This window comes from Streptomyces sp. YGL11-2 (assembly GCF_050054615.1).
Lineage (GTDB): Bacteria > Actinomycetota > Actinomycetes > Streptomycetales > Streptomycetaceae > Streptomyces.
The window spans coordinates 54,621-66,490 of record NZ_JBNHIN010000032.1; the positions used below are offsets into that span (position 1 = coordinate 54,621).

Sequence of the window (11,870 nt, forward strand, 5' to 3'; positions counted from 1 at the left end):
GTGACGGGCCGGAAACGATCGGCATATGTGTGAACGGTTCGGGTAGCCGCGCGCCCATGGCTCCACCACAGGGGAACACGTCAGACAACCAAGGACAACGAACCAGCGGCATCCGCCGCCGCTCGCTGCTCGCGGGGGTGGCGGCGCTCGGCGCGGCGGGTGCCATGGGAGCGCTCGGCGCCTGCAGCCGGGTGCCGACCGCCGACGCCGCGGACGGCGGGCATCTGCTGGAACGGCTGCGCAAGAAGGGCTCGGTCACGCTGGGGCTGGCGGGCGAGCAGCCCTACGGCTACATCGGCACCGACGGCACGATGACCGGCTCCTCCCCCACCATCGCCAGGACGATCTTCCGGCGGCTCGGCGTCCCGCGGGTCGAGCCCTTTCCGACGGACTTCGGCTCGCTGATCGTCGGGCTGAACTCGCAGCAGTTCGACGTGGTCGCGGCCGGGATGTACATCAACCCCGCGCGCTGCGCCCAGGTCATCTTCGCCGACCCCGAGTACCAGATGCTGGACGCCTTCATCGTCCCCAAGGGAAACCCGAAGAAGCTGCGCAGCTACCAGGACATCGCGCGGACCGGCGCGCGGATGGCCACCGGTGTCGGCTACGCCGAACTCGGCTACGCCAAGGAAGCCGGGGTCAGGGACATCACCACGCTGCCGGACCAGTTGGCCGGTCTGCTGGCCGTCGAGCAGGGCCGGGTGGACGTCTTCGCCGGCACGGCCGTGACGGTGCGCAACGTCGTACGGCAGTCGGGGACCACGAAGGCGGAGGCGACGCCCGAGGTCACGCCGCTCATGAAGGGCAAGCCGGTGATCGACGTCGGCGCCTTCGCGTTCCGCACGCCGGAGACCAATCTGCGCGACGCCTTCAACCGCGAGCTGCACAAGATGAAGAAATCGGGGGAACTCCTGGACCTCATGCGGCCCTTCGGCTTCACCGAGCATCAGATGACGGAGATCACCGCCAAGGAGAAGTGCCGGCCATGAGCGAGCGAATCTTTGACAGGTGCGCGCCTCGCGCAGACGGGGGCGGGCGAAGCGAGGTGCTGGCATGAGCGAGCGCAGCGAGCGAATCATCAGGAGGTGCGTGCCTCGCGAATGCGAGGGCGAGCGAAGCGAGGTCTCGGCATGAGTGACATCACCTGGGGGCTGTGGCAACTCCTCTTCAAAGGGGTCTGGATCACCGTCCAACTGACCGTCTACAGCGCGGCGCTGGCCGCCGCGGTCGCATTCGGCATCGGCATGGCACGCACCCACCGGCTGTGGATCGTGCGGTTCCTGTCCGGGGCCTATTTCGAGATCTTCCGCGGCACCTCCGCGCTGATCCTGATGTTCTGGATGTTCTTCGTGCTGCCGATCGGCTTCGGATGGCAGCTGGTCCCGATGTGGGCCGCCGTCCTCACCCTGGGCCTGACCTATGGCGCGTACGGGTCCGAGGTCGTGCGGGGCGCGATCGCGGCGGTGCCCGCGGGGCAGCGGGAGGCGGGCGTGGCGCTCAGCTTCTCGCCCGGCCAGCAGCTGCGGAAGATCGTCCTGCCGCAGGCGTGGCCCGGCATGGTCCCGCCGTTCAACAACCTGCTGATCGAGCTGCTCAAGGGCACCGCGCTGGTGTCGATCCTGGGCGTCGGCGACATCGCGTTCGGGGCCTCCCTGGTCCGCAACGCGACCGCCCACAGCGCCCCCGTCTACACGATCATCCTGGTCTTGTACTTCGTCCTGGCGTTCCTCCTGACCCGCGGGATGCGGGTGGTGGAGCGCCACGCCAAGGCGGGCGTCGGCCAGGCCCCGGCCGCACGGTCCTCCCTGAGGAGCCGGCTGAGCACCGGCCCGGCCGTCACGGGCGCCGGCGCCGCCGCGGAAGGTGATGCACGATGACGTTCGACTGGTCCGCGGTCGGCCACTTCATGCCGATGTTCTGGAAGGGCGTCCTGGTCACCCTCCAGGCCCTGGTCCTGGGCTCCCTGATCGCCTTCGCGCTCGGCCTCGTGTGGGCGCTGGCGCAGCGCTCGTCCGTCAAGGCGGTGCGCTGGCCGGTGACCGTGATCACCGAGTTCGTGCGCAACACCCCGCTGCTGGTGCAGCTGTTCTTCCTGTTCTACGTGATGCCCGAGTGGGGCATCACCCTCAGCGCCCTGGCCACCGGCGTGATCGGCCTGGGCCTGCACTACTCGACGTACACCGCCGAGGTCTACCGCGCGGGCATCGACGGTGTGCCGGCCGGCCAGTGGGAGGCGGCCATCGCGCTGAGCCTGCCGCGCCGCCGCACCTGGACCGCGGTGATCCTCCCGCAGGCGATCCGCCGGGTCGCCCCGGCGCTCGGCAACTACGTCATCGCGATGCTCAAGGACTCGCCGATGCTGTTCGCCATCGGGGTGCTGGAAATGCTCGGCGAGGCACGGCAGTTCTCGTCCCAGACCTTCCAGACCGTCGAGCCGTACACGGTCGTCGGCGTCGCCTTCATCCTCATCGCCTACCCCGCTTCTCTTCTCCTGCGAGCCCTGGAGCGTCGCCTTGTCCGCTGACCGCAACACCCCGAACACGCCGCCCGCGAAGAACGCCGGCGGCGGGCCGGACGCGCCGCGGCCCGGCGAGGCCGTGGCGTCCGCCGAGGGCACCGAACTGATCCGCTTCGAGGCGGTCACCAAGCGGTTCGGTACCCACACCGTCCTCGACGCGCTCGACATGAAGGTCTACAGCGGCAAGCACGTCACGCTGATCGGCCCGTCCGGCTCCGGCAAGACCACGATCCTGCGGCTGATGATGACGCTGCTCAAGCCGGACGAGGGCACCATCAAGCTGGGCGACCGGTACCTCACCCACGAGGAGAAGGGCGGCAGACTCGTCCCCGCGAGCGACCGCTACAGCCGCGAGGTCCGCAAGAACATCGGCATGGTCTTCCAGCAGTTCAACCTCTTCCCCAACATGAAGGTGCTGCGGAACATCACCGAGGCCCCGGTGCACGTGCTCGGCCTCGACAAGGACGCCGCCGAGGAGCGCGCCCGCGAACTCCTCGAACTCGTCGGCCTCACCGCCCACCTCGACAAGTACCCCACCCAGCTCTCCGGCGGCCAGCAGCAGCGGGTCGCCATCGCCCGCGCCCTGGCCATGCGCCCGCAGGTCCTGCTGCTCGACGAGGTGACCTCGGCACTCGACCCGGAACTGGTGGCCGGCGTCCTGGACGTCCTGCGGGACATCGCGCACACCACGGACATCACCATGCTCTGCGTGACGCACGAGATGAACTTCGCCCGGGACATCTCCGACTGCGTGATGATGTTCGACGCCGGCCGGGTCATCGAGTTCGGCCCGCCGGAGCAGATCTTCACGGAGCCGGCGCACGAGCGGACCCGCGAGTTCCTGAGCGCGGTCCGCTAGCCGTGTGACGAGCCGTGCAACGGGGGCGCGCCAGGACATCCCCCCGGCGCGAGCCCGGCTCCCGGGCCGNCGCACGAGCGGACCCGCGAGTTCCTGAGCGCGGTCCGCTAGCCGTGTGACGAGCCGTGCAACGGGGGCGCGCCAGGACATCCCCCCGGCGCGAGCCCGGCTCCCGGGCCGGGCTCGCGCCCGTACGGTCGGATCCGGCCTACGAACCGTCAACTCCGGTCGTCACCACCGGACGTCAACGCCGGCGGTCAGCCGCCCGCCTCCGCATCCCTCACCTGCCATTCCCGCCGGTCGGCGCGCGATCCCATGACCTGGGCATATGCCAGAGTGTAGGGCTCCTGCACAGACGCGTGAACCGGTCCGGTTTTCGGTCAAGACCCCCTCCATCGAAGCCCGTTGGCCGCTATCGTGATACAAGCCCCGTTGTTCCGGGAGCGGTCCGCGAACCCGCGGCCGTGACCAACGACGGTCACGACGCAAGCGGTACCAACCTGCTAGGGGGACACCGTGGCGCTGAAGCCCGAGCCGACCGCGCCGTTCCATTCGGTGCAGTACGCACTTCGCGTACTCGAAACCATCTCCAGGCACGCCGGCGGCGTGACCGACGTGCAGATCGCACGGGAAACGGGCCTGCCGACAGGCCATCTCGCCTCCATGCTGGCGATGCTCCGGCGCGAGGGATACGCCGAGCAGCTCTCCGACGGCGCGTATGTCGTCGGCGAGTCACTGCTCCTGCTGGGCTCGGGCGGCAACCGCGACCGCGCCCTGCGGGACAAGCTCCAGCTCCCCCTGGACCAGCTGCGCGACTCGGTCGGCGCGGCGGTCTACATCAGCCGGTACATCGACGGCGAGGTCAAGATCCTCCACTACGCCGACGGGCCGCTGGCTCCCAAGGTCAACGAGTGGGCCGAGTTCCGCCGCACGGCACACGCCAGCGCGGTCGGCAAATGCCTGCTCGCGCAGCTCGACTACGACGGCCGGATGGACCACCTCTCGCGCCACAAGACCGCCCGGCTCACCTCCCGGACGATCACCAACGAGAAGGTGCTGTTCCACAAGCTCGACAGCCAGCCGCCGACGGTCCCCATGCTGGACCTCCAGGAGTACGCGGTCGGCACGGTCTGCGCCGCCGTACCGATCACGGCCGGTTCGACGGTCGGCTGCCTCGCGCTGTCGATGCCGCTGGAGCACGCCCACCGGCTGCGGCAGGCCGCCGACGCCCTCAACCGCAAGGCGGCGCCGGTGCTGCTGTCACTGGCGATCTGAGGCGGTGCGCACCACGGCCCCGTGGGGCCATGCCGACGTGGTCACGAGCACCCCTGTCGACCAGGTAGTATTTCTTTTGTCAGCGCGCGCCGCTAGCTCAGTTGGTTAGAGCAGCTGACTCTTAATCAGCGGGTCCGGGGTTCGAGTCCCTGGCGGCGCACGTAGGAAGTGGGCGTTTCCGGAGTACCGGGAACGCCCACTTCGCTATGCCCGCTCACTGCTGACGGGGGCCTCTCCTCGTTCCCCTCTCTTCTCTCCTTCTCCTCATCTCCTCTCTCCTCTTTTGTCTCTCCTCCGCTCACCGGTCCAGGAGATGGTCGCGGTCGTGATCGCGGTACTGCGCCATGAGGGCCGCGCGGTCCTCGTCCGTGAACGGGCGGTAGTACGGACCGGGGAGGGGGCGCCGGCCGCTGCCCGCCGGGGCCGCACGGGTATCGGGGGCGCGAGGGACGCCGGGGGCTCCCTGTGGTGACCACCACACCGGCTCCGGGCAGCGGAAGCCGGCCCGCCGGAGGGCGACCCGGTGCACCTTGTTGGTGGCGGTCACCGGCAGTGCACCGACGATCCGCACGAACCGGGGCGCCATCTTCGTACCGAGATCGGGCTGGGCGGCGAGGAAGGCCGCGAAGCCGTCCGGGTCGAACGCCGCGCCCCCGCGCAGTGCGAGGGCGGCCATGACCTGATCGCCGGCGACCGGGTCGGGGACGGCGTAGACGGCGACGCCGGCGGCCGGGGCGTAGCGGGCGAGGATGTTCTCGATCATCGCGGCGGCCAGGTTCTCGCTGTCCACCCGCAGCCGGTCGCCCGCACGCCCGGCGAAGTGGAAGAACCCGCCCTCGTCCCGGAAGAACAGGTCCCCGGTCCAGTACCAGCCCGCACCGACCCGCCCCGCCGCCCGGCCACCGGTGCGGGCGGCGGTCGCCTCGGGATTGCGCCAGTAGCCCTCGAAGGAGCTGCGGCCCCGGTTGACCAGCTCGCCGATGGCCCGGTCGCCGTTGAGCAGCCGGCCGGCGGCGTCCAGCCGGGCGCGCGGCAGCTCGGCGCCGGTCGCCGGGTCGACGACGGCGAGATCGTCGCCGGGGGCCGGCCGGCCGATGGCGCCGGGCGGGGTGTCCGGGGTGCGCTGGAGTGCCGCGCCGCCCTCGGAGGAGCCGTACCCCTCGACCAGCCGCACCCCGAACCGGTCGGCGAAGCGCGCCGCGTCGACGGCGCCCGCCTCGGTCCCGAACCCGGTGCGCAGCGGGTTGTCGCGGTCGTCCGGGGCGGGCGGGGTGGCGAGCAGATACTGCACGGCCCGGCCGACGTAGGTGAAGTACGTGGCTCCGTACCGGCGCACGTCGGGGAGGAAGGCGGAGGCCGAGAAGCGGCGGCGCAGCGCCACGGCCGCACCGCCGACGAGCGCCGGAGCCCAGCCGGCGATCACCGCGTTGCCGTGGAACATCGGCATGCAGAGGTAGTGGACGTCGTCCGGCCGCACCGCGAAATACCGGACGAGGGAGTGCCCGGCGGCGGCCAGCCTGCCCTGGGTGCAGACGGCGGCCTTCGGCGCTCCGGTGGATCCGGAGGTGAAGCAGAGCAGCAGGCGGGTGGCGGGACCCGGCGCCCGGGCACCGCCTCCCGGTCCCGCCACCGCGGCGACCCCGTCCGGCCGCGCCCCCTCGTACGGCGCGAGCAGCTCCTCGTATGCCGGATCGTCCACGATCAGCACGCGCCCGGGCGGGACGGGCAGGTCCAGTGCGGCGAGCAGCGGCAGATGGGCGCGTTCGGTGATCAGCAGCGCGCAGTCGGTGTGGGCGATGTCGCGGACCAGCTCCGGGCCGCGGCGGGTCGGGTTGATGCCCGCGACGGCCGCCCCGGCGAGCGCCGCCGCGCCGATCCACAGCGGGTATTCGGGCACGTTGTCCAGCAGCACCCCGATGTGCGGCTCCGCCCCGCGCGGCAGCAACTCCCCCAGCAGCCCGGCCCGCGCGGCGGCACCCGCGGCCAACTGGTGCCGGGTGAGCGCCGACTCGCCGAACCTCAGCCCGATGCGGTGGTCGCCCCATTGCGCACGGACGAACTCGGCGATGGTGCGGGGGGCGAGGGTGCGGGGGTGGTGGGCCGCCATGGCGCGCAGGGTAACTGACGTTGCGCCAGGTAGACAGTCCCGCCCCGCACGGAACCGGACGGGGGCAGGGCAGGAGGACCGCCGCTCCGGTCAGGCCGCGGTGGGGAGGGGGCCGGTGGTGGGGGCGGCGGCGGTGTGAACCAGCGCGTTGTAGGTGCGGCGCAGGGCGATGAGGGATTCCTGGGCCTCGCGATAGACGGCGGCGTCGGGGCCGCCGCGGTGGGCGAGGGTCCGTACGGGGGCGCAGTGGCGGTCCATGGCGCTGAGCCAGGCGCGGTGCTGGGCCGGGAGGTGGCGGCGCAGGAGCTGGCGGCGGCCGTCGCCCATGCGGCGGCCGCCGATGCCCAGTACGGCGTCCGCGGCCTGGAGGACCGGGGGTTCCAGGGCGCCCTGTTCGGCGAGTGCGCCGAGGACGGCGCGCTGCTGGTCGGTGGCCGGGGCCGTCGCCAGTTCCGTGGCCTCGGAGTGGAGTTGGGCGCGCAGCGCGTGCTGGATGCGGACCAGGCGGCGCAGTGCCGTCGGGGTGGAGGAGTCGTCGGGGGCGCGGCCGGCGAGGGTGTCGGCGAGGCGGAACAGCCAGATGCCGTGCGCCTCCAGCCGGGTCGCGGCGAGCATCAGCCGGTCCAGGCGGCTGAGCGGCTGGCCTTCGGCGGCCCAGCGCACGATCGGGACGAGCTGTTCGGTGCGGGCGAGTTGGTCGATGGGGATGTGGCGGCGGGGTTTGCGTTCGGGGGCCCAGTTGTGGAGGGCGAGGGTGGGCAGGGCGACGAACTGGTCGTGGTCGATGCGGTGCGCGATGGCGGCCCAGAGTTCCAGGAAGCCGTCGTTGGCGACCTGGCGGGCGGCCGGGGCCTGCGGGTCGAGGGCGGTCCAGCCGCAGGACACCGCGATGACCGCGACGCGCATCGCGGCGGCCTCCGCGTTGCGCGGCGAGAGGCGGGAGACGCGCTGCCGCAGGGCGCTCAACTCGTCGGCGCGGTGGGCGCGTTCGACGACGGCGACGGCGGTTTCGGGGTCGGGGGCGACCGCGGCGGCGCGCGCCATGGCGTCGAGCCGGGTCCAGGTTCCGATCATGGAGCGCACGGGGGGCCGCTCGGGAAGGAAGCCGTGCGTGCAGGGGTCGTGCGGAGCCGGTGCGCCGTCGGGGTCGGCCACGGAGTCGGCGCCGGCGTCCGCGGGGGTGGCCTGGGCCGGTATGCGGACGGCGGGGTCGGTGACGGTGCGCGGGTGCGCTCCGGGGGCGCCGGCGTCGGCCGCGGTACGGGGTGCCGTGGCGGGCGGGGCGGTCGCGCGTATGGCGAGGCGGCTGTCGGAGGTCGTCGTCATGGGAGTCATCAGCACTTCCCCGCCAGGAGACGGGCCAGATGGGCGTCGATATCGAGGTAGCGGGCCTCGTGGCCGGGCGGCACGATGGCCGCGGTCTGCTCCAGCCAGGCGGTGAGTTCGCTCGCGCGTACCGACAGTTCGCAGATGCTGTCGTCGGTGGTCAGCTCGATGTGGACGCGGCGGGGTCCGCCGGGGCGGCCGGCGGGCCATACCCGTACGTCGCCCTCCCCGGCCTCGTCGGTGAGCCCGCCGAGCAGCAGGTCGCGGGCGAACAGCCAGGTGGCGACGGTCTCGCCACGGCTGATGAAGACGACCTCGACCTCGTAGGGGCGGTCGCTCCGGTAGCTGAACCGGCCGGCCACCGGGACCGTTTCGTCCGGCCCCAGGAGGAGCTGCATCTCAAGGGTGCGCTTGGCTGTCGACACCATGACGATCAACCTTTCCGGACGAAGGGGCGAGTCCCTGGGCCCCGGGGCCGGGGCTCGCGTCCTAGCAGACGTCGGCTTTCGGGATGGGGTTGCAGATGACGCAGGAGTAGTGATGGACGCCATGATCGGCGGGGTGCCGGGGGCGGGGGCGGGACGCGTCCGGTGAGCGGCCGGGGGCGGGGCCTGGCGCGGGGGCCGCGGTGCGGTGGCCGCGGTGCGGGCGCGGGCGGCTCCGGTGCGCCGGCGTGCGGTCGGCGGCGGCGTCGCGGCCGTGTGCGGCGGCGTGTCCCGGGCTGTCATTCCCGTTCTCCTCCGGGCTGGGCTGCTCGTTCCGTTCGTGCGCCTCGGTGTTCGCCTCAGCCTCTCAACTGGCAGGAGATACCGCATGTTGACGGGCAACTGGCGCGCTACGCCCACGAACTCGATCTTCACAGACCAATAGGGGCGAACTCCCGGAAGAAGGTCCCGAGATCGCGGGACCTTCGCCCCGGGTGGCGGGTGATCCCGGCGAGGTAGGGGGCGGCGAGGTGGGCAACTACAGGGCCCGGTGGGAGTGGCAGGGATCACAGGAGGTCGATGCGTGGGAGGCGGGATCTCGGGTACGGACCACCTCCGGAGTTCGTGTAGAGTTCTTCTCGTCAGCGCGCGCCGCTAGCTCAGTTGGTTAGAGCAGCTGACTCTTAATCAGCGGGTCCGGGGTTCGAGTCCCTGGCGGCGCACGTAGGACCGAGGCCCCTCGCATTGCGGGGGGCCTCGGTTTTTTTGTGTGCTCTCCCGGACCCCGCCCGCGCTCGGAGCGCTTGTGTACGCCCTCAGTCCCCCGCCCGCGCCCGCGGCTTGTGTCTACGGTCCCGGTCCCGGTGCCTGTGCCGCGGATGTGTGCGGTCTCCGGTGTCTGTGCGCCCGGTGTCCGTGCTCCCGGGGCTTGGGTGCGTGCGCGGCATTGGTGAGCGGTGGTGGGCGTGGGTGAGCGGTGGGGCGCTCGGTGGGCTGCGGTGCGGGCCGGCTACGTGTGGTGGGCGGGGCGGACGCCGGAGAGGTAGGCCGAGATCACGACCGGGGCGGGGTGACGCCGGGCGGGGTTGCCGGCGGGGACGTGGGTGATCAGCCGGAGTTCGGAGCGGCCGGGCCGGTGGGCGGTGTATGCCGTGTGGGCGGTGAGGCGGTCGCGGTCGTAGACCTGGATTTCTTCGACGGTGAACTGGGCGGTGGTGCCGTCGGAGCGCTGGATGTCGATGCGGTCCCCGGGTCTGATGCCGGTCAGCCGGTGCCGAGCGGCTCGCGGGGTCGTGTGCGGGAGGTCCGCGGGGTCGGTGGTGCGGGGGTCCGGGCCGCTGGTGAGGACGGCGGCGCCGGGTTCGCCGGGGCGGGGGCCGGCGGCGTACCAGCCGATGGGGGCGGGTGGGCCGCCGTGGGCGGGTGGGCCGGACGGGGACGAGGCCGCCGGGGTCAGCGCGCCGTTCCCGTCCCGGCCGCGGGTGGCGATGGCGGCCCGGAGGCCGAGGGCGGCGATGGTGATCCGGGTGGGTTCGGCGGCGGGGGCGGCGGCGACCCGGTGGCGGCGGGCGGGTGCCGGGGGCCGGGCGTGGGGGCGGCCGACGGCGGCGATGTCTCCGGTGGTGGGGAGCTGGGCCATGCTGCCGCCGGCGAGGTCGCGGCCGTCGCAGAGCCAGAGCGTCAGCAGCAAAGCGGCCCAGGTGGCGCCGATGAGGAGGTTGGGGCGGATGCCGGGGCCGGCGGTCTTCCGGTGTTCCGACTTTCCGTGTTCCGGCTTTCCGTGTTCCGACTTTCCGTGTTCCGGCTTTCCGTGTTCCGGCTTCCCGTTCTCCCGGAGCGCTCGGCCCTCCCGTTCTTCCCGGGGAGCCCGGCGCGTGGGTTCACTCCTCGACACCGCTGCTCCCCTGGCGTTCGCGTCGCAGGCGGAGCCGCAGGCGCAGCAGTTGGCCGGCGATGACGAGGACGGCGCCGCCCGCCAGGACCAGGGCGACGGCGGAGGTGCTGCTGAGTTCGCGGTGCGCGGCGGCGGGCTGGGTGCTCGGGGCGGTGGCCGGGCGGGGCGGCCGTGCCGGGCCCTCGGCCGGGTGGGCCGGAGTGGTGGCGGGGACGAGGGCCGGGCGCGCGGCCGGGGCGGGGGTGACGGCGACCTGGGCGGTCCTGGCGCCGTGTTCGTCGCCGGTGTGGGCGGGTGCCGTCGTCACCGCGCATGCGGCGACCGCGGCGCAGAGCGTGAGTTGCGGTGAGCGCATGGTGCACCTCCGGATACTCCGAAGGTCCGCCCGTGCGCGGCCGGGCGCATCCGGGGCGGGGCGGTGGTGCGCCGTTCGGGTGGGCGGGGGCGGTGGTGCCGGCCGCCGGGCGGGGGTGCGCCGGGTTCGGCTCCTCCCCCGCTCCGGCCCGGCCGGGTCAGACCAGGTCCACCAGGTCCGCGATCGAGTCGACGACGCGGGAGGGGCGGAAGGGGTGCCGTTCGACGTCCCCGGGGCGGGTGAGGCCGGTGAGGACGAGGAAGGTCTCCATGCCCGCTTCCAGGCCGGCGACGACATCGGTGTCCATGCGGTCGCCGATCATGGCGGAGGTCTCGGAGTGGGCGCCGATGGCGTTGAGGGCGTGGCGCATCATCAGCGGGTTGGGCTTGCCGACGAAGTACGGTTCGACGCCGGTGGCCTTGGTGATCAGTGCGGCCACCGATCCGGTCGCGGGCAGCGCGCCCTCCCGTGACGGGCCGGTCTCGTCGGGGTTGGTGGCGATGAAGCGGGCGCCGTTGTTGATCAGCCGGATGGCCTTGGTGAGGGCCTCGAAGCTGTAGGTGCGGGTCTCGCCGAGGACGACGTAGTCGGGTGCGTGGTCGGTGAGGATGTAGCCGATGTCGTGCAGGGCGGTGGTGAGGCCGGCCTCGCCGATGACGTAGGCGGTGCCGCCGGGGCGCTGGTCGTCGAGGAACTGGGCGGTGGCCAGCGCGGAGGTCCAGATGGACTCCCAGGGGACGTCGAGGCCGATGCGGTTGAGGCGGGCGTGCAGGTCGCGCGGGGTGTAGATGGAGTTGTTGGTCAGGACGAGGAAGGGCTTGCCCGATTCGCGGAGCCGCTTGATGAAGGCGTCGGCGCCGGGGACGGGGACGCCTTCGTGCATCAGCACGCCGTCCATGTCGGTGAGCCATGACTCGATCGGCTTGCGCTCTGCCACTTCCGGACTCCTGCCGTGCGTGTTGACCAGGGCTGGCCAGGGGCTGGCCAGGGCGTCGGCCGGTTCCGCGGGCGGGGCACGGGCACGGTTCCCGGGGCGCCGCCGGTCACGGGGTGACGCGGCCGGTGTGCGTGGACGTGATCCATGTCTCGTACGGATGGCCGACGGGCCCCA

11 protein-coding genes and 2 tRNA genes are annotated in these 11,870 nt (G+C 72.5%); 7 read left to right on the forward strand and 6 right to left on the reverse strand.

Features of this window, described 5'->3' with window-relative positions:
* Nucleotides 1-56: 56 nt before the first annotated feature.
* From ehuB to ACO1BR_RS29595, 6 genes are all read left to right on the forward strand, one after another.
* Nucleotides 57-989: an ectoine/hydroxyectoine ABC transporter substrate-binding protein EhuB gene (gene ehuB / locus ACO1BR_RS29570; protein WP_426798157.1), complete on the forward strand. Its 933-nt coding sequence runs from the start codon at nucleotides 57-59 to the stop codon at nucleotides 987-989.
* Between the two features lie 141 nt (nucleotides 990-1,130).
* Nucleotides 1,131-1,877 carry an ectoine/hydroxyectoine ABC transporter permease subunit EhuC gene (gene ehuC, locus ACO1BR_RS29575; protein ID WP_426798158.1) on the forward strand — a complete coding sequence of 249 codons (747 nt, stop codon included), beginning with the start codon at nucleotides 1,131-1,133 and terminating at the stop codon, nucleotides 1,875-1,877.
* The gene (gene ehuD, locus ACO1BR_RS29580) at nucleotides 1,874-2,524 is read left to right on the forward strand and encodes an ectoine/hydroxyectoine ABC transporter permease subunit EhuD (protein WP_426798159.1); all 651 of its coding nucleotides are present in this window, start codon (nucleotides 1,874-1,876) and stop codon (nucleotides 2,522-2,524) included. Before ehuC ends, ehuD begins: the two co-directional genes overlap by 4 nt.
* Nucleotides 2,525-2,597: 73 nt before the next feature.
* Nucleotides 2,598-3,377: an ectoine/hydroxyectoine ABC transporter ATP-binding protein EhuA gene (gene ehuA / locus ACO1BR_RS29585; RefSeq protein WP_426798190.1), complete on the forward strand. Its 780-nt coding sequence runs from the start codon at nucleotides 2,598-2,600 to the stop codon at nucleotides 3,375-3,377.
* 516 nt (nucleotides 3,378-3,893) lie between these two features.
* Nucleotides 3,894-4,652: an IclR family transcriptional regulator gene (locus ACO1BR_RS29590; protein WP_426798160.1), complete on the forward strand. Its 759-nt coding sequence runs from the start codon at nucleotides 3,894-3,896 to the stop codon at nucleotides 4,650-4,652.
* Nucleotides 4,653-4,738: 86 nt separating this feature from the next.
* Nucleotides 4,739-4,812, forward strand: a tRNA-Lys gene (locus ACO1BR_RS29595).
* Between the two features lie 138 nt (nucleotides 4,813-4,950).
* Here the strand turns inward: ACO1BR_RS29595 and ACO1BR_RS29600 are convergent.
* The 3 genes from ACO1BR_RS29600 to ACO1BR_RS29610 all read right to left on the reverse strand — a co-directional run bounded on the left by ACO1BR_RS29600 (nucleotide 4,951) and on the right by ACO1BR_RS29610 (nucleotide 8,513).
* Complete coding sequence (locus ACO1BR_RS29600; RefSeq protein ID WP_426798161.1) at nucleotides 4,951-6,759, reverse strand: AMP-binding protein; 1,809 nt, start codon at nucleotides 6,757-6,759, stop codon at nucleotides 4,951-4,953.
* 90 nt (nucleotides 6,760-6,849) lie between these two features.
* A complete protein-coding gene (locus tag ACO1BR_RS29605; RefSeq protein WP_426798162.1) occupies nucleotides 6,850-8,085 on the reverse strand; it encodes a hypothetical protein in 1,236 nt (411 codons plus the stop codon).
* An 8-nt stretch (nucleotides 8,086-8,093) separates the two neighbouring features.
* Nucleotides 8,094-8,513 carry an SsgA family sporulation/cell division regulator gene (locus tag ACO1BR_RS29610; RefSeq protein WP_426798163.1) on the reverse strand — a complete coding sequence of 140 codons (420 nt, stop codon included), beginning with the start codon at nucleotides 8,511-8,513 and terminating at the stop codon, nucleotides 8,094-8,096.
* A 645-nt stretch (nucleotides 8,514-9,158) separates the two neighbouring features.
* Here ACO1BR_RS29610 and ACO1BR_RS29615 point away from each other — a divergent pair.
* A tRNA-Lys gene (locus ACO1BR_RS29615) sits at nucleotides 9,159-9,232 on the forward strand.
* Nucleotides 9,233-9,519: 287 nt separating this feature from the next.
* Here the strand turns inward: ACO1BR_RS29615 and ACO1BR_RS29620 are convergent.
* The 3 genes from ACO1BR_RS29620 to ACO1BR_RS29630 form a co-directional block, all read right to left on the reverse strand.
* The gene (locus tag ACO1BR_RS29620) at nucleotides 9,520-10,404 is read right to left on the reverse strand and encodes a sortase domain-containing protein (protein ID WP_426798164.1); all 885 of its coding nucleotides are present in this window, start codon (nucleotides 10,402-10,404) and stop codon (nucleotides 9,520-9,522) included.
* On the reverse strand, nucleotides 10,391-10,759 hold the full coding sequence (locus ACO1BR_RS29625) for a hypothetical protein (RefSeq protein WP_426798165.1): 369 nt from the start codon (nucleotides 10,757-10,759) through the stop codon (nucleotides 10,391-10,393). Before ACO1BR_RS29625 ends, ACO1BR_RS29620 begins: the two co-directional genes overlap by 14 nt.
* Nucleotides 10,760-10,916: 157 nt before the next feature.
* A complete protein-coding gene (locus ACO1BR_RS29630) occupies nucleotides 10,917-11,696 on the reverse strand; it encodes an HAD-IIA family hydrolase (protein WP_159503608.1) in 780 nt (259 codons plus the stop codon).
* Nucleotides 11,697-11,870: the final 174 nt, after the last annotated feature.